Source organism: Laribacter hongkongensis DSM 14985, from assembly GCF_000423285.1.
In the GTDB taxonomy this organism is placed as follows: domain Bacteria; phylum Pseudomonadota; class Gammaproteobacteria; order Burkholderiales; family Aquaspirillaceae; genus Laribacter; species Laribacter hongkongensis.
Window position 1 is genome coordinate 230,627 of sequence record NZ_AUHR01000005.1, and the last position, 26,955, is coordinate 257,581.

General features: G+C 64.8%; 29 protein-coding genes and 1 pseudogene. 7 read left to right on the forward strand and 23 right to left on the reverse strand.

What is annotated here, in order from left to right; all coding sequences use genetic code 11:
* The first annotated feature begins 58 nt into the window (after nt 1-58).
* A complete protein-coding gene (gene speB / locus G542_RS0106855) occupies nt 59-1,021 on the forward strand; it encodes an agmatinase (protein ID WP_027823739.1) in 963 nt (320 codons plus the stop codon).
* A 269-nt stretch (nt 1,022-1,290) separates the two neighbouring features.
* On the opposite strand, the gene G542_RS19200 is transcribed toward speB, so the two are convergent.
* The 22 genes from G542_RS19200 to G542_RS17975 form a co-directional block, all read right to left on the reverse strand.
* Nucleotides 1,291-2,133 (reverse strand): DUF4376 domain-containing protein, encoded by an 843-nt coding sequence (locus G542_RS19200; protein WP_012696623.1) that lies wholly within the window; start codon nt 2,131-2,133, stop codon nt 1,291-1,293.
* A 5-nt stretch (nt 2,134-2,138) separates the two neighbouring features.
* Complete coding sequence (locus G542_RS0106865) at nt 2,139-2,912, reverse strand: phage tail protein (protein WP_012696624.1); 774 nt, start codon at nt 2,910-2,912, stop codon at nt 2,139-2,141.
* On the reverse strand, nt 2,913-3,482 hold the full coding sequence (locus G542_RS0106870; protein WP_027823740.1) for a YmfQ family protein: 570 nt from the start codon (nt 3,480-3,482) through the stop codon (nt 2,913-2,915).
* The gene (locus tag G542_RS0106875) at nt 3,479-4,543 is read right to left on the reverse strand and encodes a baseplate J/gp47 family protein (protein WP_012696627.1); all 1,065 of its coding nucleotides are present in this window, start codon (nt 4,541-4,543) and stop codon (nt 3,479-3,481) included. The genes G542_RS0106870 and G542_RS0106875 overlap by 4 nt, the downstream gene beginning before the upstream one ends.
* A complete protein-coding gene (locus G542_RS0106880; protein WP_012696626.1) occupies nt 4,543-4,893 on the reverse strand; it encodes a phage GP46 family protein in 351 nt (116 codons plus the stop codon). Before G542_RS0106880 ends, G542_RS0106875 begins: the two co-directional genes overlap by 1 nt.
* 766 nt (nt 4,894-5,659) lie before the next feature.
* Nucleotides 5,660-6,286: a phage baseplate assembly protein V gene (locus G542_RS0106890; RefSeq protein WP_012696629.1), complete on the reverse strand. Its 627-nt coding sequence runs from the start codon at nt 6,284-6,286 to the stop codon at nt 5,660-5,662.
* Nucleotides 6,276-7,361, reverse strand: coding sequence for a phage baseplate assembly protein (locus tag G542_RS0106895; RefSeq protein WP_027823741.1), 1,086 nt, complete (start codon nt 7,359-7,361; stop codon nt 6,276-6,278). The genes G542_RS0106890 and G542_RS0106895 overlap by 11 nt, the downstream gene beginning before the upstream one ends.
* Nucleotides 7,345-8,580, reverse strand: coding sequence for a DNA circularization protein (locus tag G542_RS0106900; protein WP_027823742.1), 1,236 nt, complete (start codon nt 8,578-8,580; stop codon nt 7,345-7,347). The genes G542_RS0106895 and G542_RS0106900 overlap by 17 nt, the downstream gene beginning before the upstream one ends.
* Before the next feature lies 1 nt (nt 8,581).
* On the reverse strand, nt 8,582-10,123 hold the full coding sequence (locus G542_RS19205; RefSeq protein WP_051189962.1) for a glycoside hydrolase family 19 protein: 1,542 nt from the start codon (nt 10,121-10,123) through the stop codon (nt 8,582-8,584).
* Between the two features lie 158 nt (nt 10,124-10,281).
* The gene (locus tag G542_RS0106910; protein ID WP_012696633.1) at nt 10,282-10,656 is read right to left on the reverse strand and encodes a hypothetical protein; all 375 of its coding nucleotides are present in this window, start codon (nt 10,654-10,656) and stop codon (nt 10,282-10,284) included.
* An 81-nt stretch (nt 10,657-10,737) separates the two neighbouring features.
* A complete protein-coding gene (locus tag G542_RS0106915; RefSeq protein WP_027823743.1) occupies nt 10,738-12,159 on the reverse strand; it encodes a phage tail sheath C-terminal domain-containing protein in 1,422 nt (473 codons plus the stop codon).
* Nucleotides 12,160-12,251: 92 nt separating this feature from the next.
* Complete coding sequence (locus G542_RS0106920) at nt 12,252-12,905, reverse strand: DUF1834 family protein (RefSeq protein ID WP_027823744.1); 654 nt, start codon at nt 12,903-12,905, stop codon at nt 12,252-12,254.
* Nucleotides 12,906-13,151: 246 nt separating this feature from the next.
* Nucleotides 13,152-13,394 carry a hypothetical protein gene (locus G542_RS0106925; protein ID WP_012696636.1) on the reverse strand — a complete coding sequence of 81 codons (243 nt, stop codon included), beginning with the start codon at nt 13,392-13,394 and terminating at the stop codon, nt 13,152-13,154.
* A 200-nt stretch (nt 13,395-13,594) separates the two neighbouring features.
* Nucleotides 13,595-14,224: a PilN family protein gene (locus G542_RS18480; RefSeq protein WP_012696637.1), complete on the reverse strand. Its 630-nt coding sequence runs from the start codon at nt 14,222-14,224 to the stop codon at nt 13,595-13,597.
* The gene (locus G542_RS0106935) at nt 14,217-14,444 is read right to left on the reverse strand and encodes a hypothetical protein (protein WP_012696638.1); all 228 of its coding nucleotides are present in this window, start codon (nt 14,442-14,444) and stop codon (nt 14,217-14,219) included. The genes G542_RS18480 and G542_RS0106935 overlap by 8 nt, the downstream gene beginning before the upstream one ends.
* 3 nt (nt 14,445-14,447) lie before the next feature.
* Nucleotides 14,448-14,966: an N-acetylmuramoyl-L-alanine amidase gene (locus tag G542_RS0106940; RefSeq protein WP_012696639.1), complete on the reverse strand. Its 519-nt coding sequence runs from the start codon at nt 14,964-14,966 to the stop codon at nt 14,448-14,450.
* A gap of 278 nt (nt 14,967-15,244) precedes the next feature.
* On the reverse strand, nt 15,245-15,673 hold the full coding sequence (locus G542_RS0106945; protein WP_012696640.1) for a Mor transcription activator family protein: 429 nt from the start codon (nt 15,671-15,673) through the stop codon (nt 15,245-15,247).
* A 50-nt stretch (nt 15,674-15,723) separates the two neighbouring features.
* Nucleotides 15,724-16,335 carry a DUF3164 family protein gene (locus G542_RS0106950; protein WP_012696641.1) on the reverse strand — a complete coding sequence of 204 codons (612 nt, stop codon included), beginning with the start codon at nt 16,333-16,335 and terminating at the stop codon, nt 15,724-15,726.
* Between the two features lie 173 nt (nt 16,336-16,508).
* Entirely contained in the window at nt 16,509-16,880 is a 372-nt protein-coding gene (locus tag G542_RS18485; RefSeq protein ID WP_155826624.1) for a hypothetical protein, read from the reverse strand.
* A gap of 424 nt (nt 16,881-17,304) precedes the next feature.
* Entirely contained in the window at nt 17,305-18,057 is a 753-nt protein-coding gene (locus tag G542_RS0106960) for an AAA family ATPase (RefSeq protein ID WP_027823746.1), read from the reverse strand.
* Between the two features lie 25 nt (nt 18,058-18,082).
* Nucleotides 18,083-20,125: a Mu transposase C-terminal domain-containing protein gene (locus tag G542_RS0106965; RefSeq protein ID WP_244878689.1), complete on the reverse strand. Its 2,043-nt coding sequence runs from the start codon at nt 20,123-20,125 to the stop codon at nt 18,083-18,085.
* A gap of 124 nt (nt 20,126-20,249) precedes the next feature.
* Complete coding sequence (locus G542_RS17975) at nt 20,250-20,525, reverse strand: helix-turn-helix domain-containing protein (RefSeq protein WP_012696645.1); 276 nt, start codon at nt 20,523-20,525, stop codon at nt 20,250-20,252.
* A gap of 164 nt (nt 20,526-20,689) precedes the next feature.
* Here G542_RS17975 and G542_RS0106970 point away from each other — a divergent pair, with 164 nt between their 5' ends.
* The 6 genes from G542_RS0106970 (at nt 20,690) to G542_RS17985 (ending at nt 25,676) form a co-directional block, all read left to right on the forward strand.
* Complete coding sequence (locus G542_RS0106970) at nt 20,690-21,418, forward strand: XRE family transcriptional regulator (RefSeq protein ID WP_051189964.1); 729 nt, start codon at nt 20,690-20,692, stop codon at nt 21,416-21,418.
* A gap of 142 nt (nt 21,419-21,560) precedes the next feature.
* Entirely contained in the window at nt 21,561-22,199 is a 639-nt protein-coding gene (locus G542_RS19210) for a hypothetical protein (protein WP_228369942.1), read from the forward strand.
* A 43-nt stretch (nt 22,200-22,242) separates the two neighbouring features.
* On the forward strand, nt 22,243-22,710 hold the full coding sequence (locus G542_RS0106980) for a phage tail protein (RefSeq protein ID WP_012696648.1): 468 nt from the start codon (nt 22,243-22,245) through the stop codon (nt 22,708-22,710).
* 3 nt (nt 22,711-22,713) lie between these two features.
* Nucleotides 22,714-23,403, forward strand: coding sequence for a contractile injection system protein, VgrG/Pvc8 family (locus G542_RS19215; RefSeq protein WP_228369943.1), 690 nt, complete (start codon nt 22,714-22,716; stop codon nt 23,401-23,403).
* On the forward strand, nt 23,369-23,905 hold the full coding sequence (locus G542_RS19220) for a hypothetical protein (protein WP_012696650.1): 537 nt from the start codon (nt 23,369-23,371) through the stop codon (nt 23,903-23,905). The genes G542_RS19215 and G542_RS19220 overlap by 35 nt, the downstream gene beginning before the upstream one ends.
* A gap of 208 nt (nt 23,906-24,113) precedes the next feature.
* Nucleotides 24,114-25,676: an EAL domain-containing protein gene (locus tag G542_RS17985; RefSeq protein ID WP_081666782.1), complete on the forward strand. Its 1,563-nt coding sequence runs from the start codon at nt 24,114-24,116 to the stop codon at nt 25,674-25,676.
* A gap of 581 nt (nt 25,677-26,257) precedes the next feature.
* Here the strand turns inward: G542_RS17985 and G542_RS17990 are convergent.
* Nucleotides 26,258-26,955, reverse strand: a pseudogene (locus G542_RS17990) (IS3 family transposase); the annotation flags it as partial.

Sequence of the window (26,955 nt, forward strand, 5' to 3'; positions counted from 1 at the left end):
AGATGGACGGGAATCGTCGGCCAGCACTGGCCGGCGTGCCTCCCCCTGGAGTGCTTTCATGACCGAAATCATCGGTGACGGTGCCTTCCGTCGTCCGGGCCTGTACGGCTCCACTATCGAAAACACCTACGCCGGCGCCCTGTCTTTCATGCGCCGTAACTACACCCGCGACCTGACCGGTGTGGACGTTGCCGTCAGCGGCATTCCGCTGGATCTGGCCGTCACCTTCCGCCCCGGCGCCCGACTGGGACCGCAGGCGGTACGGGCTGCCAGCGTGCAGCTGGCCGAGCTCAAGCCGTTCCCGTGGGGATTCGATCCGTTCGAAGACCTCGCCGTGGTGGACTATGGCGACTGCTGGTTCGACGCCCACAACCCGCTCACCATCAAGGACAGCATCGTCAACCATGCCCGCACCATCATCAATGCCGGTGCCCGCATGCTGACCTTTGGCGGCGACCACTACGTCACCTATCCGCTGCTGATCGCGCACGCCGAAAAATACGGCAAGCCCCTGTCGCTGATCCACTTCGACGCCCACTGCGACACCTGGCCGGATGAAAGCCCGGACAGCCTGAACCACGGCACCATGTTCTACAAGGCAGTCAAGGACGGCCTGATCGACCCGGCCCGCTCGGTGCAGGTCGGCATCCGGACCTGGAACGACGACTTCATGGGCATCCAGCGTCTGGACGCGCCCACCGTGCACGAAATCGGCGTGGATGAAACCATCCGCCGCATCCTTGCCATCGTGGGCGACAACCCGACCTACCTGACTTTCGACATCGACTGTCTCGACCCGGCCTTCGCCCCCGGCACCGGCACGCCGGTTCCTGGCGGGCTGACCAGTGCCCAGGCCCTGAAGATCATCCGCAACATGGGTGACGTGAACCTCGTCGGCATGGACGTGGTGGAAGTGTCACCGCCGTTCGACCAGAGCGAAATCACTGCCATCGCTGCCGCCCACATTGCCTGTGACCTGCTGTGCGTCCTGCGCAACCGCAAGCTGGCCGGCAAACTGTAAAGCGCTCCGCTAAAAACAACGCCCCGCGTCGAACATGTCGATGCGGGGCGTTTTTGCAGAAGGGGCACCCGGTGCTTGTACCGGAGCAGTGCCAGGGGCAAGGGGCAGACGACCGGAGCGGCTTCTGTAGCCTTGCGCCAGGTCTGGCACCTTGTTGCACCACTTTTGCCATCGTGCCAATACCACCGGATGTGCCGGCTGGCACCCGTTTTGTCACTGGCATGAAACAACGGACCGGGCAGGCGGAGGCGGTGCCTGCCCGGCATCCGTCATGCCCGGGCCGGAGCCGGCCAGTCTGGCCGGAAAGCCTCCAGCTGTGCGCGGTCCATCCGTTCCACCTGCCGTTTCATTTCGCGCTGGCGGGCATGGATTCCACTGTTGCGCTCGACGATGGCCGCGAACAGGTCCTGCATGTCGCCAAAGCTCATCGGGACATCGGTGTTGTCGGCCGACGTCCAGATTTCCAGAGGATTGCGGCCGGACAGCAATACCGTGTCGAGGCGCGTCATGGCGGCTTCGTCGGTATCCCAGACCTGGCCAGCATGTTCAAGACGGCACCTTTCCTGCTCATCGCGCCAGATATTGATGCTGTCGCGGGCCGACAGACGCAGCTGGTCGATGGTGGGGGGCGGGGGCTCGGTGAAGGAGCCTTCCGGGGGCATGTCTCCGGCTTCATTGATGACATGATGGCTGCCATCGGCCAGCCAGTAGCTCTCGCCACGATGGTCCGGCAACAGTTGCCATTGCTCCAGTCCAGCATTCCAGTGCCGGACCTGTCCGGCTCCCGCGACGGGAGGGACATGCAGGGTGGCGTTCGCCGGAAGGCACTCGCCCAGTCCAGGTGCAGGCAAGGGCTGGCCGGTGGCCGTATCGTAGGCCGTGATGCTGCGGCAGTCAGGAATGACGGTCCAGCCATCGCCGCGGGCATTGAGCTGCCAGGCGTGATGGGCCGGTAGTTCTCCGGCAGGTGGATCAATGGCGATGCTGTTGGCTGGCAGTGGCCAGGTCTGGTCAAGCGGGGACAGGTAGGCCGGTACCGGACCGGCATACAAGCCGTCGGCGTCAATCTTGCAGACCAGCCGGAAAGGAGCCGGGGATGTGGTGGTATTCATGATGTTTACTCGTAGGCGATGCAGACCAGCAATTTGATGCCGGCAGCCTTGTTTGTAGTGGCTCCCGTTGCGTTAATTGACAATGCATGGGTATGCGTACCTGCTGGTATTTGACTACCAGTACCAACACCTGCTCCACCCGCCATATTCCCGCCATTTGTCACATAAGCGGCTGATGAACTGAAATGGATGTGCTCTGATCCGGTAGATAGAGCGGTACCAGTATGAGTGTGGCTAATCACCTCTCCGACCGATAGGCTGCCCACCACCGACCCGTTCGCCGCCAGCAGCGCATGGCCATCCGGGATGTTCGGCAGGTTGAAGGTGCTGCTGCCGTCACCGGCACCGTATTTCGTACCGATGGCGGCAAACAGGGCGGCGTAGGCGGTGCGGCTGACTGCTGCGCCATTGCAGGCCAGCGTGCCGGGTTCCGGCGTGTCGCGGAAAGTCACCACCAGCCGGCCGGGCCGGCTGCCGGGGTGGGCGAGGTCGCTGGCCTTGGCAAAATGACTGGCCGGGTGGCCTTCCAGACCGGCCGAATCGGCCGAGCGGGCGGTTTTGCCCAGAAACAGGGCCTGCAAGGCCGCCAGCACTTGTCCTGGCCGGGTGGCGTCAGGCTTGATGCCGGCTGCAGCCAGCAGGGTAGCCAGTTCGGCCTGGCTGTTGGACATCGAGCCCTGCACGCCGTTGAGCCATGCGGCCGAGACGATGGTGCCGGGTTCACCGGTTGCCGGGTTGCCGTCGTGGAACAATCCGTCACTGGATTCAATTTGCTGCATTCATGCCTCCTGATAGGCGAAATAAACAAAGGTGTGGGCAGGCTTGAGTTCGTTGAAAACCGACTCGATCACCGGGTCGGCAAAGGCGCACAGCCGCTCGCCCGCTGCCGACTGTCCGGCTCGGAAGCGGTAGATCCGGACCGGTGCGCCGCGGACGACGACCTGCCAGACCCACGAAATGTCACGCGTCCACAGCCGGTCACCTGCGCGGTTGATGCCGGCGCGGAAGGGCTCCGGCTCCTGGATGGAAATGTGGTAGCCCAGACTGGCCGCCAGGCGGGTGAAGTACGGAATGCTCAGCCCGCCAACCTCGGTCAGCTTGGCCAGCACCGCCTCCTGGCGGGCCAGATAAGGCGCGTCGGTCTGGGGACTCAGGCCGCATATCCGCTCCCACTCGGGCAGCAGCTGTTCGGCAAACAGTGGCGTGATGCCGCGACGGATGCGGCCATGCTGGTTCAGACTGGCATCCAGTGCCGCCCCGTCGGCGGCCAGCTCGGCCGCCAGCCTGGGACCGTCGCCGGCATAGCTGCCCGGTGGCAGCAGCAGGGTGAGGAGATCGCGATGCTTCATGCCATGACCTTTACCGTCACGGTTCCCAGCCGCGCCCATTCCACGACGCGATCGTCCACCTGCGGCACGAAATTGGCCGCTGGCTGCTCAAGGTTGCGGTCAGCCACGCCGGTGATGTCGGAGACCAGCGCCTCCATGCGGCTGCGCACGGCCGTGTCGCCCGGCGCGAGCCGGGCAAAATATTCGGACAGCGCCGCGCTGATCTGGGCCTGCGCCTGGGCCAGCGTCAGCCCGGACAGGCGGACGGCAACGCTGACGTCGAGCACCCTGGGCGTCGGTGCCAGCACAAGGCAGTTTTTGGCGGTGACCGGCCGCAATTCGTCAATATGCGCCTGCACGGCGGCCAGGGTCGCGCCGGAGGGCAGGTCACCGGCCGCCGTGACGACCACGTCGACCGTGCCGAGGCCACGGCGCAGCGGATAGACATAGGCGGCAGAGACACCCGGGGTTTCCAGTGCCCAGCGCCGGTAATCGGCACGGTTGCCGCCGGCGGGCGGGCGGCGGATCAGCTCCAGCAGGCGGGCCAGCAGCTCGCCGTCGGTTTCTTCGTCCACACCGCCGGTCATGGTGACGATGCTGGCCTGGCTGGCCACGCCGGGTGGTGCGGCGGTCAGCTCCAGCGGTGTGGATGCATCCGCATTGCCGGCCACGCCCGGTATCCCGGCCTGGGCAGCCACCACGGCCTGGCCCGTGCTGTCGAGCGTGGCGGCGGCACTGGTGACATAGCGCTGGCTACCCAGCCGGGCGGCAATGCCGGCCGGCACCTGTGCGCCGGGCGTACCGGTCAGGCACAGCTGGCCCTGGGCCGCAATGGCCGGCTTGCGTACCAGACCGCGCACCCGGGCGTGAAGTTCGAGAAACTCGCGGTCGGCGCTGTCAGGAAAGATCTGGCGGACCAGCCAGGCCTGGTGCTGGTACAGCCCTTCCACTGCACTGGCGGTGGCGCTGGCGCGCACGAAGAAATCGCTGTCCGGGCCGGTGTCGGCATCAGGCAGCTGGTTTTTGAGATCACGCAGCAGCGTGTCACGGATGCTGGTGAACGGGGGAATGGCAAACGGCATCAGGCGACCCTCACAGGATGTTGGAAATGCTGCACGCGACCGCTGGCGTCCTCGACCTCGACGGCAAGCTCCAGCCAGCCTGGCGTGGTGCGCGCCGTGCTGACGGCGAGGCGGCGGGCGCGGCCGTCGGCAAGCAGCGGTGCCAGCGCTTGCTCGCAGTACTGCCGCGCCAGCATGGCCACGCGGGCGAGGTCTTTTTCGCGCATCAGTTCGTGCAGTCGGGAACCGAGACCGGGATCGGCCCACCAGCTGCCCAGCGGCGTCATCAGCCGCAGATAGACCGCGTTGGCCAGGGTGTCGGTACGGGTACCGGCGTAATCGCCGGTGAGCGGGGAGATATAGGCGTCCATGCGGGCCATTGTCGCGGGCGCGCGAGGTGGGGTTCAGGTGGCAAGAGTCAGTTGGTGCGGGGTTCCGGGGTGCAATCAGGCAATCGGCCGCCTGACGCGCCGCGGAGGCAGCCGGGACGCTGGCCAGCCTGCTGGCTGCCGCACCACCGCAAACCGGCAGGTCCGGTCTGAGGCGACAGCCTGACCGGCGTCATGCCTGCTGCCGGCGTGTCCAGCCGGCCGTGATGGCAGGCCGAGCAGGCGTCCGGACTGTCGGCCGATGCGGGCTGGTGGCCGACCGGCAGGGCACCGACGGGCCAGGACGTGCGGAAACCGCAGGCGGAGCCCTCCTCCGGGAGAGGACGACGGGCATGCATCCGCCGCGCCGGCGGCAGTCAGGGCAAGGCAGGGGCTGCCGCCGGCCGTGTACTCCGCATGCAGGACAGGCCGGCTTGCCGCCGCTGGCACAGCCTGCGTTCCGGGCCATGCCACACTGGGCCGGCCAGTGACTGGCAGGCGACTGCCCGCGACGGGCTGGTGGTTCTGGATGGATGGCATGTGGGGCGATGGCCGGAGGGAGGTTTCCGGGGGGCGAGCTTGTGACCCCGGGGACGATATCGTGCCGGCCGGCGGCGGGTGCAGCCTGGCGCAATAACCCCGGTCGCCCACACTGGATACCGACGGCAGATGCGATGTCCGCCAGCGGCACAATCCGTCCCCCGGCGGACAAAAAAAACCGGCCGAACACGGGTTCGGCCAGTCGGGGCGAGGCAAGAAGGCTCAAGGATCAGAGCGGCGGGCCGGTCACACCGCCGGAATCGCCCGGATGGCTGTGGTGCATCAGGCTCGTGCCGCCGGCCACCACGTCGCCGCTGGTGCTCAGGCTGCCGGTCACCTGCGCGCCGCTGCCGCCCTGGATCACCAGTCCGCCGTTGCCGCTGATCTGCCCTTGGGCAACCAGCTCGGCGCTGGCAGTCAGGCTGGGAGTGGTGAACGTGGCCTGGCTGGCGGCGTTGACTTCCCAGGTCTGGCAGTTGACGCGGAACACGTCGCAGTCGGTTTCGATCACCCGGCCGCGCCGGAGCACGATCCTGGCTCCCTCGTCGGTATACAGCGCCACTTCACCGGGACGCAGCGCCTTCAGGCGGTAGCTGCCGTGCTCGGTGGCAACCACGATGCCGTGGCTGGTCTTGCCGCCGACCGGCAGCACCACCGCCATCGTGCCCGGCAGCGGCGTGGAGGTGAAACCGTAGTGCTGGAACAGCTCGCTGTCCTGCAGGCGTTCGCCGGCCAGCGCATCGGTCTGTACCAGCTGCACCGGCGGCTGGCTGTTGGCCTGCGCCAGCACGCCACGGAAAGCCTGGCGCACGCCGGCCAGGGCGCGCTGGACCCGGCGGTCAATGTCATGCCACATGAGGATTCTCCTGTCGGCCGGCCGCATCCGGATTCCAGATGCCGTCTTCTTTCAAGGTCAGGACCGTGGTGGCCGCCAGGCCACGACCGCCGCGGAACTTGCGTGCCATCAGGAAATACACCGCGTCCAGTCCGTGCGGCTCGCTGAGCAGGTGCACCCGCTGGCCCGGCGCCCACAGCACGCCGCCAGCGGTGCGGTGGCCACCGACTTCGGCCACCAGGCTCAGGCCGTCCAGGCGAGCGTCGTTGACCAGCTTGCGGGCGCGCGTCAGCGCAGCCTCGGCGCTGGCCACGTCGGCATCGACCACGTTGCGCGGCCGGTAATGGCCGACCTCGCGGTCGCAGGCGGTTGCCAGCACTGCATGAGCGCCGTTGCCGGCGGCGGTGCCGTGACTCTGGCCGAGCACGTTCACTTCCGAATAGCGTCCGGCCATGTTGCGGCTGAGTGACAGCGACAGCACGTTGTTGCCGGCACCGCTGGTGCGTACGACGAGGCTGGCCACCGGTGCGGCGGCATAGTCCGGGCCACCGACCACCAGCGTGCCGTCCGGTTCGAACCACGGCCACAGGCCCTGCGCCTCAGCCAGTCGCGCCAGCACTGCCCAGGCGGTATCGCCGGGTTCGGTGTCGACCTTGTCCAGCACCGGGTCGTGCGGGCTGCGCAGTGCAATGCGGGTGATGCCCAGCGGGCGCACCAGGCTGGCCAGTACCTCGGACAGTGCTGCCCGGCGGCCGTTGAACTGGGGGGCAGAGCAGTCGAGCAGGATGGCCGCACCGTCGCGGCCGTTGATTTCAAGGTTGTGCTGGCCGCGCGTCAGCGCATGGCGGATTTCGTCGATGCGGCCGCTCATTACCGTATCGGTGCCGACCCGGACTTCTACCGGCGCGCCGGGCGTCACCTGCGGCGGGAACTGCCCGTCCGGCAGCCCCAGCGTGACCTGCCAGGCGTCGGCCGGCGTCAGCAGGTCGGAATCAATGTCGTAGCGGTTCCAGTCGCGGTGGACCCGGCCGCCGATCAGCAGGCTGACCCGGTCGGGATCAAGTACTGCGGTGTCCAGTTTAACGGGCGTAGGCATGCAGAAAATCTCCGGCTTGCAGGGTGTTGGGATTGCGCAGTTGCGGATTGAGGCGCAGCAGCTCGCCGGCCCGGCCGGCGTCGCCGTACCAGCGGTATGCCTGCAGGTGCAGGTTGCCGGCGGCCTCGACCCGGCGTTGCAGCAGCGGCGGACGGGCAGCGATCAGGGCGATGGCCGCGTTCTGCAGGCCGAGCGCCACGTCTTTCAGTGCTTCAGTGACCGGACGGGCCGTCTCGACGGGATGGCTGTCGCGGCAGGCCTGCAAAGCAGCCTGCAAGGCCGCACGGGTGTCGCTGGCCAGTTGTTCGATCTCCTGTGGCGAACGGGCCGGGGCGGTGGCTTCGGCCGCCAGCAAGGTGGCTGCGGTGTCGGCCAGTGCAGTCGCAACCAGCAGCTGGAGCAGGGAGCCGGTGATGGCGACGTCGTCAGCTGCGGCCGGTACCGGCTGTCCGCCGGCCTCGTGGCTGCCGTCGGCAACCTGTGCCGCCAGACGCGGCAGCGGGCCGAGCGTATCCACCAGTGCGCACCAGTCGGACTGGCCGGCAACTGCGGAAAAATGCGGCTGGCGGGTCAGGCCGTACAGGAGTGCCGTCACATCACCGGCAAAGGCACGCGGTGCCAGCAGCGGATCCAGCGTGCCGGCAATGCTGCCCGGCAGCAGGCCCTGCAAGGTGCCCAGGGTACCCTGCAGGACCTGGCGCAGGGCCAGCTGCCGGGCCATCGGCACTGAGGCACGCAGCGCGTCGATGGCATCGGCAAACGTACTGATGCCGTATTCGCGGGCTGCCTGCGACAGCTGTGCCAGGGTGGCGGTCAGCTGTTGCGGCAGTTGCAGCAGGAACAGCGGATCGGCCGGCGTGGCTTCGACGAATTCCAGTTCGACCGTGCAGTAATCCGGCGATTCGGCATCGTGGCTGACCTGGTAGCCGGTCAGCTGGGCCCGCGGTACCGAGCCGAATACCGGATGCACCAGCTCGCCGTAACCGGGAAGCGAAAGCACGTCCAGCAGGCGTTGCAGGCGCTGCCCGTAGTCGGGGCCCCAGAACACGGCCGTCAGCTGGATCTGGCGCGCCTTGCTGCCGAGATCCTCGACATCGGCACCGTCACGGTACGGGTATTCAAGGCTGGCGGTATCGCGCCGGGCGGCGTCCTGGGTACGCTGGCAATCGAAGCGTACCCCGCGGAACGAGGCATCTTGCAAATGAGTGGTCCAGCTCATGTCAGCTCCTTCGGGCAGTGAGTTGGTTGGCGTGGTTGACGGCAGCGGCCAGCTGGCCGGCCTCTGCTTCCCGGGTGGCGGGCTGGACAGCAGACAGGCGGCGGACCATGGCGTCGAGTTGTGACAGCATGGATTGCAGCTGTCCGAGGGTCGCGGCCTCGGGTGCGCCCAGGGCGGGGCGTGTCGTCATGGCGGACAAGGAGCCAGCCGGGCCGGCGGCCGCGGGTGGTTGCCCCGGCTGCGCTCGGGCTATCGGGGTTCCTGCCGGTTGCGGCCGGCCGGCCTGTACTTCGCGCAGGTAGCGCGCAAACTTTTCCTTCCGGTCAGACAGACCGTTGTCGCCGCCATTGATACGGCGGGTAGCGGCTTTGACATCGCCGGCCCGGCCGGCCTCGGCCAGTCCGGGGCGGGACTGCCAGTACCAAGTGGCGATGCGGGCCGCAATGGCGGGGTCGGCGGCCAGATCCGGCTGGTTGGGCAGGTCCAGGCCGAGCACCTTGCCGGCGTGGGCATAGTTGTCCCGGCCGGTGAGCTGGATGAAACCGCGGTAGCGGTAGGCGTCTTCTGCCGTCCGGTTGCCCATGCGCCCGCCGTACATCAGCGCCGCTACAGCTTCAGGCCCGCTGGCCAGTGCGGCTTCGACCGCTGCCGTACCGTGTTTGCGGGCCGTTTTGCTGACTGCCATCAGTTGCCCGGCATTGCGGTACTTGAAGCTTTCGTTCAGGCGCTTGAAGCCGCCGCTTTCGTGGTCGACCTGGGCCAGGAACATCGCCTGCTCGTCCGGGTCGGTGATGCCGGCAGCGTGCATGGCGGCGATGACGGCAGCCTTGTTGGTCCGGCCGGCGTTTCCGCTCGTGCCGGAAGGCGCAGTAGCGCGACGGCGGGCCGGCCGGGTAGCGGTCCGTGAAGAGGCGGGGCGGGACGGGGTCGGCCGGGGAAGCAGCGGGGCGGTTTTTGCAGGGCGGGCCGGGGCATGGGGCGAGGTTGACGGGGCGGGCAGGATCCACTGGCCGACGGTGTCAAAAGCCTCGTCGATGAACTGGCCGTCGGCCAGCGCGCCCAGTTGCTTCCCCAGGGCCTTGTAGCCCGGATTGTCCGGGTTGTACGGGTCGGTCAGGATCTGGTTCAGCGTTTCCGATCTGGCGGCAAGGTCGGTGGCGATCGACAGTCCCCTGGCGATGGCGGAAATCTGCGGTGCCCCCAGCATGGCGGAGAAGTAGCCCACCACGTCCAGCACGGCCGAGGTCAGGGCGAGATAGTGCTTGGGTTGCAGGGTTCCGGTGGCCTGGTAGTCCTGGCCGATGGCCATCAGGGTGGTGTTCAGGTTGACGAGGCTGGCGCCGGAGGCCAGAGGGTTGACCTTGTCCGGAATCAGCGACACCAGGGCGCCGAGTCCGGCCAGTACGGCCGGAATGTCGCGCTTTGACAGGGCTTCCGGCAGTCTGGAGATTTCGTACAGGGCCTTGGCGTGCTCGGCTGTATTCAGCGGAACGTTGCGAGAAGAAGGGGAGGAAGACGGGCGGAGCCCGGCGGGGGCATTCATCGGGGGTGGCTCCTGTGAAACGCAAAGGCACGGGGCAGTGCGGGAACCGGTGGCCCGGTGCCGGACGTCCTGCCGGGCGGACCCGGAGGGCATCTTTCCGCCCGTGTTGCAAAAACAAGGCCGGCATGGCCGGCCTTGTCACGGCCTGTGGCCGGGGGTTATTCCACGACCTTGCGCAGCGACAGCAGCTTGATGTCGCGCTTGGCCTCGGTCTCGATGCCGTATTTTTCGCCGACTTCCAGCGTGAAGCAGTCGAGGTAGCTGGTGCGCTTGCCGCCCGGGGTGAGCGGGAATTCGGTGAGCTTGGCGCCTTCGACCGCTTCCCAGTCGAGGTCGCCGGTCAGCGGGATGGCGACGGTCACCGACAGTTCGTATTCGCTGACGCCGCGGGCAAAGCCCTTGGCACGGCCGCTGCTGTTCATGGTTTTCACCAGCTTGCGGCCGGTCTTGCCTGACACGTTCAGGTCGATGACTTCGATTTCCTGGCCGTTGACTTCCAGCACGATCGCGCCGGCGTATTCCTGCAATGCCATAGTGGTTCTCCGTTGGGGCGGGGCGGGCCCGCCAGTGGGTTCGGGGTGTGGCCGGCCCGCCGGATGCGGGCCGGGGCCGGGTTAGAGGAGCAGGTCGATGCGGCCGGCAAACACGTGCAGGCCGTTGACCACGTCGACCGGAATCTTGGCGTCGAGGCGGTTCACGTCCTGGCTGTCGCGTTCGACGATCAGGCCGTCCTTGTTGGCCTCGACCGCTTCGACGATCTCCAGTTCTTCCAGCTTCAGCAGCACGTCCAGCAGTTCGGAGCGCACCTTGGGAGGCGTGCGGTCACTGAGTTTTTCGCGCGGAAAGCGCAGGGCGATGCGCTCGCGGCAGGCGCGGCGGACGTAGTCCAGCGTGCGGATGGTGGTCAGGTCGAGCAGGGCCACGTCGTCGACACCCTGGGCGTCACGCGTACGGGTGGTGATGGCGCGCACGATCTGCACCTGGTTGCCCGGGCCGACTTCCAGCGGCGACAGGCCGGCGTGCAGGGCGTTTTCCTGCTGGGTGCGGCTCGGGCGCTGGTCGACGGCCGTGATGTCCAGCCCGGCGATGGCCAGGGTGTTGAGCGGGCGGGCCGGGTCTTCCTCGCTCGCCACTACGGCGGCGTAGCCGGCAGCGATTTCGGCCGGCTGCATCTGCGAACCGTTGTGCCAGGCACCGCTGATGCGACCGCTGTTGCTCTGGCCGGCCAGAGTGGTGCCTGCCGCCAGCGTACCGGTCCAGCCGTAAAGACCGATGGCACCGCGCTGTTCCATCGGGCCGGAAACGAAGTCGAGGTGGCTGCGCAGGGCGGTCAGGGCTTCTTCGGTGGCGAACGGGCAGACCAGGATGTCGTGGCCGGCACCCTGCACAGCGGCCAGGGCCGGTGCCAGGTCCGGGTCCAGGGCGCCGCCATGCATGGCGGTCACGCTGGCGGTGATGCCGTCGGCAGCGGTCACGGCCTTGAGGGCAATGGCGTTGCCGGCCGCACCCTTGTGGCGGGCGGTCAGGGTCAGCACGCCGGCCTCGGCACTGGCGGTCACCGGCAGGTCGGGCAGGGCGTCGCAGGCGGCCTTGAGGGCAGCAGCCACGACCGTAGCGGTGTCGCCGGGCGCGGCAGCGACGTCAACGCGCTGTACGCCGACATGCAGGCTGACCATGCCGGCAGCGGTGGCCGGGCCGGTCAGGGTCAGCGTGGCGCTGGCAGCCACGCCGGCAGTCGCGTCGTCAACGGCGACAACGCTGAGCTGCAGGTAGGGGTTGGCGGTGATGGCGGCACGGGCCATCAGGTGGGCAAGCGAACCGCGGCCGAACAGGCCGGCGGCCTCGGTGTCGCTGAACACGTCGACCGGAACCAGGGCCGGCTGGCTGCCGGTGGTGAGTTTCTGCCCCAGCAGCAGTACACGCTGCGGGTTGCCGGGCAGGGTGCGTACGGCGAGCTTGGTGTTGAATTCGAAATACTTGCCCGGTTTGCGGATGCTGGCCGGGATGTTGTCGAAGCCGATGTTCGGACTGGCCATCAGGCGTTTCCTTTCAAGGGTGGTGAGTGCTGGACATGACGCCCGGCGGGTGGGGGTGGGGACGCGTCCCCGGTAAAAAGCGGGTGTGGCGGTCAGTGCGCCGCGTGCACGACAACATCGCGGGCATCACTGCGGTCGTCGCCAGGCGTCAGGCGGTAGTTGAGTGCCGTGCTGAGCCAGTCCGCCGCCGGCGCGTCCAGACGGCCGTGATAGCGGGCCAGCAGGGCGTCCGGATCGTCGGCTGACTGCGGGGCGGGCCAGTGGCCGGCCGGCAGGGCATCGACGAACCAGGACGTGCGGAATTCGCAGGCAAAGGCGGCAAACGGCAGCGGCTGGCGTTGTGCATCGCGCAGCCGGCGCACATAGCCCGGCACCAGTGGGTCGACCGGCAGGCCGAGGTCCTGCGCCGTCAGCAGCCGTTGCACGGCGTAGAGCAGCGGATAGGCGCCGCTGCCGCCGGGTACGGCCGCCGCGGTGCCGTCGGCCAGCGGGCGGACGTCACGGTCGGCGAGGCGGACCAGCAGGCGGGCGTCGGCCTTGTAACGGTCGCGGCCGGTGCCGTAGCGCTCGCAGCGCAGCACCTGGTGAAAGCCGGTCCAGACGGCGGGAAAGCCGTCCGGCAGGGTGGCCGCGGGGACGTCGAGTTCGCCGCCGTACGGGGCGACGGTGGCCGCCAGCCGGCCCAGGCCGTCACGCAGGCGGGCCAGTACGGCGTCTTCAAGGGCAATCAGCAGCGGAGCGGTCATGAGTGGAATCCTCGCGGTGCTGCCATGTCCGGCAGCGGAGAAGCGGTGAGTGGAGTAGCCATGCCGGGCATTGTCCGCAGCGGCCGACAGGCGGCAGAGTTGACCGGAGTCAGGGACTGTGGCCGGTCGCGCCGGAACGGTACGGGCCGGGGGGCATGACAAAACGGCCCCTGTACGGACATGCACAGGGGCCGGCAGGGGATGACTGGCGAGGTTCGGAGGAGAGTGCCGGACAGCGGCGCGCGGTTATTTGTCGGCCTTGCGGTCGAGCTTGTCCTCGATCCGCTGGATGTGGGTTTTGACCTCGCGCAGCATGTCGAGCAGCTGGTCGTCGGTCTTGGCGGCGTCGTCGCGGCGCTGGTAGTCGCGCCGGATCTGCTCGCTCTGCCGTTTCAGCTCGGTCAGCTCCTGCTGCAACTGGCGTATCCACAGGCCGCCGAGGCCGGCAGCCAGGCTGAGTGCAAGCTGGAAGGCTTGTTCGAGGCTCATCTGCGGGCTCCTGTCTGCGGGGACGGGCAAGGGTGGAAAAAGGGCCCGCCAGCCCGGCAGCCGGACTGGCCGGAGCCGGCGCGGGGCATATGGCGGCTGCGGCCTGGAACGGTGACGGTGCATGGATGCCAGAGCCGGATGCCAAGCCAGACAGGCAGCACCGGCCCGGTGCCTGCTGCGGGCCAGATGGCGGGGCGGTGTCATTCGGCCGGAGGCGCTGCCCGGGGTGCCGGGGCCAGCGCCTGCTGCCAGTCGATCAGCCGGTTGAGCCGGTTTTCGATGTCCTGGCAGCGTTGTCCGTAGTCGGTGACATGGGCGAGGAGGTCGGCCGGTGATACCCCGGCGTCAAGCTCGGCGGTGGGTCCGGTCGTTGCAGCAGGGCCGCTGGCGGCGGGGGCTGCGGGCACAGGGGCGGCGCCGATGGCGGCGTTGTACACGCTGACAAAACCGCGAGTGAACACGCAGCGAGGCAGCGGAACGGGCGGAGCGTCCGGTGCCGGACGGTAATGGCGGGTGACATCGTCGATCCTTTGTTGCAGTACCCGGGCCTGGCGGGCATGGCGGTCCTGGCTGTCGCGCAGCTGCGCGTCCAGTTCTGCGGCCCGGGTGGCCAGTTGGTGTTCGCGGGCACGGGTACGTTGCTGCTGTTCCAGTTGCCAGGCTGCATGGTCGCGTTGCAGCCGGGCGAGCCGGGCTTCGCCTTCGGCCTGCGCCGACTGCTGGCCCAGCCGCCAGCCAACGCCTCCGGCGACGGCCAGCAGCACCGCGCCGGCACCCAGGCTGATCATCCAGCGGGTCGGCGCCGAGAGGGAAAACGGCAGGTCAGGCATCGGGGCGCTCCCGGCCGCGCCAGGCGGCGATCAGGCGCAATGCGGTGGCATAGCCGCCGACCAGGCCCAGATAAATGAGCCAGGTTTCCGGAAGCAGCATGTCATGCACGCCCTGGTAGACGAACAGGCCGGTTGCCGCAGCGCAGGCGATGTTGGCCCACAGCTTGCTGTGCGACAGGCGCTGGCTGCGCGGGTTGGCAATCAGGTCGCGGAGCGGCATGGCTTACTCCGTCACGGCGGTGGCAGCGGGACGCATGCCGGCGGCCAGCCAGTCGGCCACGCTGAAGCCCGGACAGGTCTTGGTCCATTCCGCGGGAGACACCACGCCGTCGCCATTGCGGTCGGGTGACAGGTCGCGGTGGCCGCACAGCCGGGCAGCAGGATGGCGGGCGCGCAGGGACCGGACCAGCGTGGACAGGCTTTGCCACTGTGCCGGGGTGAAACGTCCGGTGCCGGCCAGGCAGATGCCGAGCGAGCGGGCGTTGTGGCCGGCGGCATGGGCACCGGTTTCGTCCTCGGCGCGGCCGCTGTCCAGCGTGCCGTCGCAGTCGATCACGAAGTGGTAGCCGATGGCGGCCAGCGCGGGGTTGAAGGCACGGCGGGCCGCCTCGCTGCGGTGAAAGCCGCGGCTGGCGTGCCAGCCGTCGATGACGGCGGTGGCCGGTTGTGTGCCGCGGGCCAGCCGGACGCCATCGGGCGTGGCGGCGCAGTGGATCACGATCAGGTCGATGGGGCGGGTCATGGCAGACTCGGGAGTCAATCGGACGGCCAGTCTGGGCAAGGGGAGGCGGCGGGCACAGTCGACCCCGGTCAGCAGCCGGGAGGCGGGCCTGGCGGCCGGCTGGCGGCCTGTGCGCCAAGTGCAGCACGCGGTGCGCAACCGCGATCACGACGGCAGGTGGAGGAACGGACCCGGCCTGCGGGACGGCGTTGCCCGCCAGCCTCGCGGGCAAGAAAAAAGGCGCCGCAGCGCCCGTGAGGAGGATCCATGGACAAGCCTTTCACAGGCCGCCGGCTCCGCTAGAACAGCCGTGCCTGCGGCAGGGTTTCGCGGTCGACCCGGTTCAGCAGCCGCCAGATGTGCCTGTCAGTCAGCCGGTACTTGCGCGCCAGCTGTGTCACGGCATGCACGGCCGGGTGATCGCGGGTGATGGTGTCGAATTCGGCCCGTACGGCGCGGTCGCGCAGCTCGCGCAGTGCAGCCTCGCATTTGGGAATGCTGAGGATTTCGCCGCCGAAGTGCCGGGTCAGCGCGTCGGCGCCGTCCACGCCGATGACTTCGGCCAGTGCCTCGTAGCGGACCTGCCCCAGCCGGCGCTGGTTTTTCGGGACCGGAAAAGTGGTGCCGCCGAGGGCAGCGACCAGTTCCAGGGTACGGGGCAAGCCGATCAGCCCGGCGATCTGCTGGATGGTTTCCGGCAGCAGGCCGGCGACCTGTTCCAGTTGCATGGTGTTCTCCTTGTTGGTGATGCGGACCGGCGCGCGTGGCGCCGGAGGGGTCAGACCCCGGCCAGATCCAGCACGATCGGGCGATAGGCATGGCTGTCGCCAACCCGTTCGTACACGCGCAGATAGCTCTTGCTGCATTGCACCCGCAGCGCGTCGTGCAGGGCGGCCATCGCGCGCAGCCACTTGCCGTCGCGGATGTCGAGCCGGCGCAGGCGCAGGATGCGGGCAGTGCTGAGCTGGCCGCTGCGGTCTGCCAGAAAGGCGTCGTTGACCAGCGCCCGGACTTCGCTGCGGGCATCCGCCGTCCATTCGTGCACGCATTCGTCGATCAGCGCCTTGGCAGCCAGCAGTCCTTCGTCAAAAACCAGCGAATCCTGGATGGCCCGCTGGACCTTGTAGCGGCCATCGAAGCTCAGCAGGGCGACGTTGCCCTTGCTGCCACCGATCCGGGCGCCGTAGCGCTCGGCAGACAGCTCGACAAAGGCCGCCACATCGGCAAAGGCCCGGGCCTTGAAGCGCTGGAGCCGTAGCGACAGCTCACGGGCCTCGGCCACCAGTTCGGTCACCAGTTCGTCACGGGCGAGGTCGATGGGCCGGATGCGTTCGACCGGTACCAGACGGCCATGGGCATCCGGGCGGTAGCCGGCAGGAAGCGTGGACATGTTTTCTCCATTCGGGACTGAGGGGGTTGCCAGGGCGCACGGGGACAGGGTTGTGCTGCGATCCGGAACCGGGGTTTCCAGGCGTGCAGCTTGCCGGGATGTACCGGTCACTGCGCCCTGTCCGCTGACAGTGGCCAGACCGGTGCCCGCAGCGGCGGACAATCCGTATCGGTTCATGGCGCCGCCTCCAGCCAGGCGACACGGCAGCCGTCCAGCTCGACGGTGACCATGTCGATACCGCCGGTACGGCGGGTGACGATGCAGCTGGAAATGGCCCGCAACCGGAAGGCATCGGCCCGGTCGATCACGATGGTCAACTGCGGGTCGAGATCGGTGGCAAGCACCGTTACCCCCAGGGCCCGCAAGCGGCGCAGGACCTGGTTCTGCTGGCCGAGGCGCCGGGTGGTGAGGGCATCGAGCACTCGCGGGGCATGGCGCGGCGGCACCGGTGCCGCCGGCTCTGCGGAGGAAGAGGAAAGGCAGCGTGCCGAGCGGCGCATGGCACGGCGGCCGGAACGGCCGTGGGGCGGAAACGGGGGATACATGCGGGATTTTCCTGTCAGTAAGGTGGGGAAAGGTGCCGCCGGTCCTGCGTGCAGTCCGGGCAGGTCGTGACACGGCGGGTCCGCGGACGGCCTGCCGGAATGCGGCAGCGGCCACGCCAGGAGCCATCCGGCCACGCGGCACAGGCTGGATGGCCCGGCCGTCAGGGGCCGGCCGCCGCCGGGCACCGGTCTTGCGCCGGGTGGCAGGACACCGGACCGGTCTGGCAGACGCCATGCCGTGACGCGCTGCCGGCCAGCCAGCAAGGGCAGGACGAAGCGGCTGCTTTCATGGCCGGCGGAACACCAGGCCCGGATGCTGCTGCCGCGTTTGCACAGCCAGCCGTGATGGTGCCGGGCGAGCGGGGCCGTGCAGACAGCAGGCTGGCCGGAGTGCATGCCGGCGGACGGCGAGGACAACGGAGGCTCATGCCGTCCCCGCTGTCGTACAGCGGCGCGGCGCCTCGCCGGTATACCAGCCGCGCTCACCCCAGTGTTCCAGCGTCATGGCGGTTTCCGCCTGCAGCATGGCTTCCTCGTGGATGCGCGTCAGGTTGACGCACACCCGGCGGACCGAGCCGTGCGCCAGTTCGACCAGCCGTGTCAGCAGGGCGTCGTCGAGCAGCACCTCCGGGCAGTACAGCGGCGCCAGCAGGCGGGCATCGTCCAGCGATACCGGCCGGGCCGGAATCCATGCCAGCACGCGGCTGTGAAAGCGCTCCCAGCGCTTGAGCTTCTGCGGCAGCCGTTCCTCGCCGACCAGCAGCAGGGTGCCGAGGCTGCCCTCGTAGATGTCGCGTACCAGTTCGACCAGATTGTCGGCCCGCAGGCAAAAGTCGAATTCGTCGATGATCAGCGGGCGACGGCTGCTGGCCAGCTGTTCGCATACCTGGTCCAGCCGCTGCGGGATGGTGGACGCCGGGCGGATGTCCATCGCAAGCAGGATTTTTTCCAGCAGCGTCTTGCGGTTCCACGCGCTTTTCATCTGCACGTAGTAACCGTGGCTGTGCGCCGCCAGCGCGGTACAGGCCAGCGTCTTGCCGCGGCCGGCCTCGCCGTACAGCACGCCGATGCCGGGTAGGCCGTCCACGCGCGACAGCAGTTTTTCGGCCGCGACGGCGACCAGGTCAAGGTTGGCCGTGGCGGCAAGGCGTGCGGCCGGAGAGAGTAGAGGAGGCATGATGATTCTCCTGAAGGAGGCCGGCTCAGGCGTGCCGGCGCTGATAGGTGCGGAATTCGGCCGTGGCCTGGTAGGTGTCGTGCCAGCGGCGCGCCTTGTCATCGGGCAGCGCTGCGGGATCAAGTCCGGCCTGCCGTTGCCATTCGGCCCAGCGGGCCGCCGGGGTGGCCGGCACCTGCCAGCCGGCTGGCAGTGTGGCGACCGGCCCGGGCGGCAGGAGCGGATCCGGCGCACAAGGCCAAGGCAGGCATTCGTCGGCGACGGCAAGGATGGCCGGCCGGCCGTGCCGTTCGGCACGCACTTCGTCCAGCCGGGCCTGCAACCGCCGTTCGCGGCCGTCGGCCCGCCGTTCGCGCGCCCGCTCGACCACCGACTGCGGCAGGTAGTCGCGCAGGTTGGCATTCAGGCTGGCGGTGCAGATGAAGCGGCCGTCGTCATCGTGGACCCAGACGGTGGCCGGATCGTGGATGTCGTAGCCAACCGGCAGCTGTTCGCCGTGGAATTCTTCCAGGGCGGCATTGAAATAGCGGTTGCCGAACAGCTCCAGTTCGCCGCGGCGCACCGTGCGCAAAAGCTGGGGCCGGAACAGTGGCCGTACCTCGTCATCGTCGATCCGGTGTGCGGTAAAGCCGTTGGCTTCGTGGCTGGCCCAGCGCTCGTCCGGGCTCTGGTGGCGGCGTCGGCCGGTGTGCGGGTCGGTGCATTTGCCGAGGCTGCTGTGGGGGCGCCGGTTGTAGTCGGCAACCTGTCCGGCGCAGTAGGCCAGGAACTGTGGCCAGCCGAGCAAGGGCAGGGCGGTGGTGCGGCCCGGGGTGCGCAGGGCGCGACGGCTGTGGCGGAAGTGTGCCAGCCGGGCTTCGCGGTCCATGTCGCGGCCGAGGTAGCCGGGCAGGTTTTTGGCAGCCGGCACCCACAGCGTGCGGTGCAGCCGCTCGATGACTCCGCGTGCCTGGCTGTTGTACGGCAGGCTGTGCAGCATTTCGATGCCCAGGCGGGCCATCAGGCCGGTGGCTTCGTCCTTCATCAGGGCGTTGCAGTAGCCGGAGCCGTTGTCGACGTAGAACACTGCCGGAATGCCGTGCGCGAGGCTGGCGTTGCGCAGTGCGTCGAGTACGGCATGGGCGGATTCGGCCAGGTCGACCGACCAGCCGACCACCCGCCGGGTGGCGATGTCGATGACGGTGGTGATTTCCGGGCGGAACGGCCTCCCGTGCAGCGGGTGCTGGACTTCGGCGTCGAAGGTATGGCCGTCGGCGCTGTAGATGTCGCCGGGTTGCAAGTGGGCGAAACCACGGCGGATGAAGGGCTTGAGTGATTTCAGTTCGTGCGCTCCCAGCCGGCCGTGCTCGCGGCTGACCTGGCCGACCTTGGCCAGAAAACGGCGGACCTGCCAGATGCTGGGCTGGTTCTGGCCTGCCGGGGTCCGGTCGGCGCAGAACTGGCGGTAGGCGTGTTCGACGGTCGGTTTTTCCGGCCGCTGGTAATGGACGAGAAAGGCCGGTGCCCAGTCCGGGATGTACATGTCGCGCTGGCGGCGTTTGGGGGCCAGGTTGCCGGCGCGCTGGTATTCGGCAAAACGCAGCACGCTGCGCAGCGAGGGCAGGCCGTCCGGGCTGGGGCGGCCTCGCTCGTCGCGGGCCAGCCTGAGCATGGCGACCAGTTGCGGGCTGGCATCGGGGGCATGCGCTAGGACCAGCAGGGCTGCGGCCGCGCGTTTGAGCGGGTAGCCGGTCCGCTGCATCAGGATGTCGAGGGCTTGCAGGACGCCACGGCGGGCATCGGCCTTGAGCTGCTGGGCCCGGGTGTCGGGTGCGGTGCCGGCCGGCGGGTGTGGCAGCGGCAGCGCCAGCCGTGAGGCACAGGTCTGCAGGCTGCGGTCACGCAGCTCGGCCAGGGCGGTGGCGGGCGGGATGTATTCCCTGCCCTTGCCGCGGGCACGGGGACGGCTGGGCCAGTTTTCTCGCTCGGCAGCCTTGCGCACGCCGCGTTCGCTGGCCGGCAGGCCGGTGAGGCGCAGGGCGGCCAGTTCGGCTGCGGTGTAATGGGTTTTCAGGTTGGCGTCCATCATGATCCTGGGGGAGGAAAATGCCTGTGGCCTGCGGTACGGACTTTGTGTTCATGCTGGATGACGTAACCGGAGGTGCAGGAGGTAAATAACTGTCATATTTGACTGTTTGTGTCTTGAATACTCATCAGGAGTGCGTCACGGGCGCCAAATATTTCGTAAAATCCGGTTGGTATCGGGTTGGCCAGATCACTTCTGGTGCAATTCCGATTGCCTGGGCGATCAGGCGCTCTCCTTTGGGCCAAGGGCGGTCCAGTGCGTTGTTGAGTGCCGTGGCGCTTTTGTAGCCGTGGAATTTCGACAGGCGCCTCAATGACCAGCCCTGTTTGCGCAACGCAGCGATGATGTCGGCGCGGTGCCAGTCTGTGAGGGAGATGGCTTGTGACGGATCAGATGTGTTCATGTATTGACTGCTGTTGTTCAGATCATGCGCTGATGATAAGAACACATGTGTTCCATTGCAAGTCTTATTTGATCGGTTCCGATTGGTTTTTGAACAAATGTGTCTATGGTTCAGATCGGAACTGGCATTGCTTTTGAGAATGAAGACGTTATGGGAAATCGGAAATGAATCAAGATGTGAACAATTCTGTTCCGATTGACGAGGAAGAAATCGGAACCCGCATCCGGGTCGTGGCTGACCGTTACCTGTCACGCCAGGCAGCTGCTGACGCAGCCGGGGTCTCGCTGATTTCACTGCGGCGCTACATCAACGGTGAAGTGCATCCGCCGTTCGCCACCTTGGCACGGCTGGCGTTACCACAGGGCGTATCCCTGCACTGGCTGGCGACAGGCGAGGGGGAGCAGGACGAAAAGACTGCGGCGGCAGCTGTGCCTTGCCCCTGCCTGGATACGCTGGGTAATCCGGTGGATCTGGAAGAGTTTGTCTTTATCCCGCGCTACAGCGTGAGGGCAGCAGCCGGTTGCGGGCAGTGGCCCGAGGACGAGTCACCGCGCTTTTCCATGGCATTCCGGCGTTATTGGGTCGAAAACTACTTGCGGGCTAACCCGGATGAGCTGTCGGTGATTGCTGTCGATGGTGATTCGATGGAGGGTGTGCTGAATGACCGGGATGTCATTCTGGTCAATCACGCCGACCGTGATCCGCGTGGCAGTATCTATGTACTGAGGATTGACGGGCATCTGGTGGTGAAGCAAGTGCAACGCCTGCCGGGCGGCATTCTGGAGGTATCAAGCTCCAACCCCGCCTACAAGCCGTTCACGGTGGAACTGGGCAAGGTCGGAGATGACTTTGACGTGATCGGCCGGGTGGTATGGTTCGGACGGCAGGTCTGAGATATTCCTGCATTTGGTTCATGATGCCAAATATCGGCGCAAATCCTGGCGATTGCGCCGTTTTTTCTCCTGAAGCAAATATGGGGGATGCTGCAAAACCTTTTAACATCAATTGGTTTACTTGTTTTTCTTAATAGCCTTGGTGTCAAATAGGAAACAGCATGACAAGCTCACCCTAGCCACCATCGGCATCAAGGGTGCCGCCATCGCCACACCCTTGTGGACGCTGGCCAGGTCCGTTCTGCCGGCACTGGCCGGGGCCATCCGCTTTGTCATGCTGGCGATCATGGCCAATCCGGTCGGAGCGGCCATCACCTTGCTGGTCGGCCTCATGACGTGGGCAGCGGTCGCCATCTGGCAGAACTGGGATACGCTGGGGCCGAAATTCCGGCTGTTGTGGGAAAGCATTCGCACCGGCATCGGCGGCTTCTTCAGCTGGCTCGGCAGCCTGCCGGCCCGCTTTGCGGCAGCAGGTGCCGAGATGATGGCCGGCCTCGCGCAGGGACTGGACAAGGGGCAGGCCGGCCCGCTGGGTGCCGTGCAAAACCTCGCCGGCAAGCTGACCGCCATCGGTGCCGGAGTGCTGATCAGCGGTGGCATGGCGCAGGCCGACGCCATCCGCATCGACACCCGGCCACCGGTGGCCATGCGTTCACCGGCAGCATCAGGGAACGGCACTGTCGTCCAGCAGGTGTTCCACATCCACGCCGCCCCGGGCATGGACGAACGTGCCCTGGCCGCCATGGTGCGGCGCGAAGTCGAGGCGGCCGCCCGGGCCTAGGCGGTGCGTGGCCGCTCAAGCCTCAAGGACCGGGAGTAGCCGCATGATCCTGCCTGCCATGATGGCCCTCGGCCTCTTTGTGTTTACCCTCGACACCCTGCCGTATCAGGAGCTCAGACAGCAGCTCGGCTGGCGATACCCGGCCACCAGCCGGGTCGGCCGCCGCCCGGCCCGGCAGTATGTGGGCCCGGACGAGGAAACCCTCACCCTCTCCGGCGTGCTGCTGCCCGAGCTGACTGGTGGGAAACGCTCACTGGAAATGCTGCGCACCATGGCCGATCAGGCCAAAGCGTGGCCGCTGATCGACGGGGTGGATGGCCAGATGCATGGCCTCTTTGTCATCACCGCTCTGGAAACCAGCCGGAGCATCTTCTTCCGGGACGGGGCTGCCCGCCGCATCGAGTTCACCCTGAGCCTCGCCCGGGTCGAGGACGAGGCTGCCGACCGGCTGGCCCGGCTCGGCAACCTGTCGGAACAATTGCTGATCCTCGCCCGGGAGGCCCTGCCGTGACCGATGCCCCTGCTCAACACGCAAACGGGCCTCGACCTGCAGACGCTGGCGGGCCAGGCGCTGCACGGGCAGCCGGTATTGCAGCCGGACTACCGCATCACCGTCGAGGACAAGGACGGCAAGAGTACCGACCTGACGCCGGTGTTTGCCGGCCGGCTGGTCTCGCTCACGCTGACCGACAACCGCAGCCTTGAGGCCGACATGCTGGACCTGTCACTGGATGACAGCGGCGGCCTGCTGGACATCCCGAACCGGGGTGCCCGCCTGCGCGTGGCCATCGGCTGGAAGGGGCAGCCCCTGGTGGACAAGGGTGTCTACACCGTCGACGAGGTTGAGCACAGCGGCAGCCCGGACACCCTGTCCATCCACGCCCGCAGTGCCGACATGCGTACCGGCCTGACCCAGCAGCGCGAACGCAGCTACCACAACCAGATCGTCCGCCAGATCATCACCGCACTGGCCGGGGCGCATAAACTGAAACCCGTCATCGGGGCTACGCTGGCTGACGAAGTGGTGCCGCATCTGGACCAGACCAGCGAATCCGATGCCAACCTGCTGACCCGTCTGGCTGACCAGTTCGACGCCATCGGCACCGTCAAGGACGGTCGCCTCCTGTTTCATCAAGGCCGGAGAAACCACTACCGCCAGTGGCGAGCCCATGCCGGCCATCACCCTCACCCGCCAGGACGGTGACCAGCACCGCTTCAGTATCGCCGACGGCCAGAACTACACCGCCGTCACCGCCCGCTGGCAGAACGCCGACACGGGCACGCAGGGCGAAGTCACCGTCGACGCCAACACCCAGTACAAGCGCGTCCACACCAAGACCAAAAAGGGCAAGACCAGCAAGAAAACCCGCCAGGTCGCCGTACAGACCGAGCCCGTCACCAGCAGCGCAGAAAACACCAAAGTGCTGCGCCACCTCTACGCCAGCGAAGCCACCGCCCTGCGCGGCGCCAGGGCGGCCTTCGCCAAACTCCAGCGCGGCGTAACCACCTTCTCGATCACGCTGGCCATCGGCCGGCCGGAGTTGCGCACGGAACTGCCGGTGACCGTATCAGGCTGGAAACCACAGATCGACGCCACCGGCTGGCTGGTGAGTCAGGTGACGCACACGATGGGGGATGGCGGGTATACCACGAAAGTGGAACTGAAAATAATACGAACCTCCAATAAAGATATGCCAAAAAAATAGATGATGTGCAATTAACATGACTAAATTCAGTTAGTCATAGAGTGCAAAACTATACTTTTCATTATGAATTTTATGTAAACTTAGTAAGTGTTTATACTTAATGAAACCAGTGCAACGACGCTTGGAATGCGTCTAACAGCATATTTTTTATTATTCACGCAGTTTTAACATCGCCATGATAAAAACGATACCTAAAAAGAGAAGATAGATGGTTATTGGCATAGATGAAGGATGGTTTAACTGGGATGTAATAAAACACCAGCTTAGACCCAGTAAAGTCTTACGTAAAGTTATTTGCACGCTTATCTTGATGGCAGTATTTTTGTGCATCCTGTTTTTTTACGCAAGCATGAATGCAGAAAACGAGATTTACTCTCTCTCTAAAAACAGAATAACTCGCGCATATCCAATTCTTGACAAATCCATGAAGTCCGTGGAGATGGACGTTGAATCTATCAGCCAGTTACATATAATTGATTGCGAAAAACTAGATAAAACAAATCAAGATTTGGTTTCGAACAATTTATTCTTGAACAAGATTCTAGTATTCGATGTTAATACCGGAGAAGTAAACTGTTCAAACCAAGATGAAAACTTGAATAAGTTGCACTGGGCAACGGGGTTCTCCAATAAAACGGGATGGAAATGGACATTACCGAAGCAAGAGAATGAGCCAGAATTATTTTATCTATGGAAGATTGACGAAACTCATCACGGTGCAGCCCGTGCAAATATTGACCTGCTAAAAAATACACTCCAGATTATTGTTGGAGGTGTAACTCAAAAAACGGCCATCCGTATTGGCGATAGTGCAATTGGATATGATGGTTCGAAATTCAGGTTGATCGATGGAAGCAAAACAACCGGCTCAATTGAAATAGGCAATAAAAATGACGATCTTTCCGTATTCGCTCAGCCTGAAAAAGATATAAAAAATGAAATGATCTTCAGATCACTTCCATATATTGCTGCAGTTGCAGCAGGCGGGATTTTTCTATTAATTTTCATTGTCATGTATTTTATGCATGACAATATTACATTCAGAAGAAATGTTTTACATGGAATTAAAAATGGTCATTTCATTCCTTTTTATCAGAAAATTGTCGGGCCAGATAAAAATGTTTGTGCTGTAGAGATTTTGCTGCGCTGGAATAAAAACGGAAGAATGCTAGTAGGGCCAACAGAGTTCATTGATAAATCAGATAAACTTGGATTGCTATCGCCAATAGTAGAAAATGCAATGACAAGGGTAATAAATGATCTGCCGTCAATGTCAATTCCTATCGGGTCAGTGATAAGCATAAATCTAACTCCGCTTCAAGTAAATGACCCATCAATTTTCCATAAGATCGAATGTTTTAACAAAAAAATTATAGGCCTCGGCTACAAATGCATGGTGGAAATCACAGAAGAAGGATTAATGGTTGATAGATGGGTGGCCGAGAGTCTAATTAAAAAGATGCGAGCTATTGGTATTAGTGTGGCAATTGATGATTTTGGAGTTGGAAATGCATCATTAAACTACATTCAGAATTATGATTTTAATGTAGTGAAGATTGACAGAATATTCATTGCCGATATTCATCGAAACCCAAAAAATTTATCCATTGTAAAAGGGCTTGTGCACATGGCAAAAGAACTTGGAATGATCGTTGTTGCTGAGGGTGTAGAGAGCGAAAATCAGGTTAAAATTCTAAAGAAGCTTGGCATAGACAAGATGCAGGGTTTTTTATTTCACAAGCCAATGCCAGTAGAGAGCATGAAAGATTAAAATCAAAACACAACGAGGTTGGCTGTGTATAAAACTATTGTTGCATCTCGGTGCGCAGGCTGTAGTGCCTGACTCGCGCACTCGCGCAACACATCGAGCAAGTGTGGCGTGGTAGTCCCATCTGGCTGTGTACTTTCAGGCATTAGCAACTCCAATGGCTTGTAAAACCATGATGGATGCTAATAACATGCCGAGTTATACACACAGGCAAACCAAATATACACCTGAAAAGGTGTATATTTCACGTTGGGCCCGCGATGGCTTCTGATCTAAAATCGCTAGAAATTGCCTATCGCAAAGCCCTTGGCACATACGAGCGACTAGTGCTAATTGCCATTAGTTTTTCTGATGCGTCAGGTGGACTTAAGACAACTAATTTGGGCATTGAAAGCACGAAGATTTACACCCGAATAACGCTAAGTGCGATGACCATCAATGCACTGTTGCCGGGAAACAAAGTTAATAAAACTGACCTTTAGGATTTTCCATCAGTTGCCATATTGACCCGTGCGGTTATTGAGACCTGCCACCGCTACCTCTACTTAAGCCAGTCTGGGCCGCTGGACGCCGCACTGTCGCGGTCAAATTTTTTCGGGCATCCCGATAGGGTGTTTTGTGGCAGTAGCCCGCTCGTAGGCGTTGGGTGACAGATAGCCCAGCTTCGAGTGCAGTCGCTCATCGTTGTAGAAGCCGACGATGTAGTCCGTGATGTCCCGGGTAGCCTCGCCGTGGTTGGCATAATCGCGCTGCCAGATCCGTTCCATCTTCAGGTTCAGGAAGAAGTGCTCCTCACTGCGTTGGCCCAGCAATTGCCTTTGCGGCTCATGCTCGCCCGGAGGCCATGCCGGGCCAGCAACGTGCGGTAAGCTGGCTGCCACGATCCGGGTGGACGACCAACCCTGCAGCTGGCCGGCGCTGGGCAATGGCCATGCGCAGGGCTGCGCATACCAGTTCGGCAGGCATGCTCGGCGTCATCGCCCCGCCGACAATCTTGCGCGAGAACAGATCCATCACCGCAGCCAGATACAACCAACCACTACGGGTCCGTACGTAGGTGATGTCGGTTACCCACGCCCGATTGGGCGTAACCGGATCAAATTGCCGATCCAGCACGTTGGGGGCGACTGGCAGACCGTGTCGGCGGTCGGGCGTATGCACGAACTTGCGTCGCCAAACAGTACGCAGCCGGTGCTCACGCATCAGCCGACGAACCCGATGACGGCCAATCTGCAAGCCTTTGGCGCGCAACGCCTTCAACAGCCGTCGGCTGCCGTAACTG

Excerpts from the sequence above, each read along its gene's own strand:
- speB (WP_027823739.1), top strand. The coding sequence starts at position 59 with ATGACCGAAATCATCGGTGACGGTGCCTTCCGTCGTCCGGGCCTGTAC.
- G542_RS19200 (WP_012696623.1), bottom strand. The coding sequence starts at position 2,133 with ATGAATACCACCACATCCCCGGCTCCTTTCCGGCTGGTCTGCAAGATT.
- G542_RS0106865 (WP_012696624.1), bottom strand. The coding sequence starts at position 2,912 with ATGCAGCAAATTGAATCCAGTGACGGATTGTTCCACGACGGCAACCCG.
- G542_RS0106870 (WP_027823740.1), bottom strand. The coding sequence starts at position 3,482 with ATGAAGCATCGCGATCTCCTCACCCTGCTGCTGCCACCGGGCAGCTAT.
- G542_RS0106875 (WP_012696627.1), bottom strand. The coding sequence starts at position 4,543 with ATGCCGTTTGCCATTCCCCCGTTCACCAGCATCCGTGACACGCTGCTG.
- G542_RS0106880 (WP_012696626.1), bottom strand. The coding sequence starts at position 4,893 with ATGGACGCCTATATCTCCCCGCTCACCGGCGATTACGCCGGTACCCGT.
- G542_RS0106890 (WP_012696629.1), bottom strand. The coding sequence starts at position 6,286 with ATGTGGCATGACATTGACCGCCGGGTCCAGCGCGCCCTGGCCGGCGTG.
- G542_RS0106895 (WP_027823741.1), bottom strand. The coding sequence starts at position 7,361 with ATGCCTACGCCCGTTAAACTGGACACCGCAGTACTTGATCCCGACCGG.
- G542_RS0106900 (WP_027823742.1), bottom strand. The coding sequence starts at position 8,580 with ATGAGCTGGACCACTCATTTGCAAGATGCCTCGTTCCGCGGGGTACGC.
- G542_RS19205 (WP_051189962.1), bottom strand. The coding sequence starts at position 10,123 with ATGAATGCCCCCGCCGGGCTCCGCCCGTCTTCCTCCCCTTCTTCTCGC.
- G542_RS0106910 (WP_012696633.1), bottom strand. The coding sequence starts at position 10,656 with ATGGCATTGCAGGAATACGCCGGCGCGATCGTGCTGGAAGTCAACGGC.
- G542_RS0106915 (WP_027823743.1), bottom strand. The coding sequence starts at position 12,159 with ATGGCCAGTCCGAACATCGGCTTCGACAACATCCCGGCCAGCATCCGC.
- G542_RS0106920 (WP_027823744.1), bottom strand. The coding sequence starts at position 12,905 with ATGACCGCTCCGCTGCTGATTGCCCTTGAAGACGCCGTACTGGCCCGC.
- G542_RS0106925 (WP_012696636.1), bottom strand. The coding sequence starts at position 13,394 with ATGAGCCTCGAACAAGCCTTCCAGCTTGCACTCAGCCTGGCTGCCGGC.
- G542_RS18480 (WP_012696637.1), bottom strand. The coding sequence starts at position 14,224 with ATGCCTGACCTGCCGTTTTCCCTCTCGGCGCCGACCCGCTGGATGATC.
- G542_RS0106935 (WP_012696638.1), bottom strand. The coding sequence starts at position 14,444 with ATGCCGCTCCGCGACCTGATTGCCAACCCGCGCAGCCAGCGCCTGTCG.
- G542_RS0106940 (WP_012696639.1), bottom strand. The coding sequence starts at position 14,966 with ATGACCCGCCCCATCGACCTGATCGTGATCCACTGCGCCGCCACGCCC.
- G542_RS0106945 (WP_012696640.1), bottom strand. The coding sequence starts at position 15,673 with ATGCAACTGGAACAGGTCGCCGGCCTGCTGCCGGAAACCATCCAGCAG.
- G542_RS0106950 (WP_012696641.1), bottom strand. The coding sequence starts at position 16,335 with ATGTCCACGCTTCCTGCCGGCTACCGCCCGGATGCCCATGGCCGTCTG.
- G542_RS18485 (WP_155826624.1), bottom strand. The coding sequence starts at position 16,880 with ATGTATCCCCCGTTTCCGCCCCACGGCCGTTCCGGCCGCCGTGCCATG.
- G542_RS0106960 (WP_027823746.1), bottom strand. The coding sequence starts at position 18,057 with ATGCCTCCTCTACTCTCTCCGGCCGCACGCCTTGCCGCCACGGCCAAC.
- G542_RS0106965 (WP_244878689.1), bottom strand. The coding sequence starts at position 20,125 with ATGATGGACGCCAACCTGAAAACCCATTACACCGCAGCCGAACTGGCC.
- G542_RS17975 (WP_012696645.1), bottom strand. The coding sequence starts at position 20,525 with ATGAACACATCTGATCCGTCACAAGCCATCTCCCTCACAGACTGGCAC.
- G542_RS0106970 (WP_051189964.1), top strand. The coding sequence starts at position 20,690 with ATGAATCAAGATGTGAACAATTCTGTTCCGATTGACGAGGAAGAAATC.
- G542_RS0106980 (WP_012696648.1), top strand. The coding sequence starts at position 22,243 with ATGATCCTGCCTGCCATGATGGCCCTCGGCCTCTTTGTGTTTACCCTC.
- G542_RS19215 (WP_228369943.1), top strand. The coding sequence starts at position 22,714 with ATGCCCCTGCTCAACACGCAAACGGGCCTCGACCTGCAGACGCTGGCG.
- G542_RS19220 (WP_012696650.1), top strand. The coding sequence starts at position 23,369 with ATGCCGGCCATCACCCTCACCCGCCAGGACGGTGACCAGCACCGCTTC.
- G542_RS17985 (WP_081666782.1), top strand. The coding sequence starts at position 24,114 with ATGGTTATTGGCATAGATGAAGGATGGTTTAACTGGGATGTAATAAAA.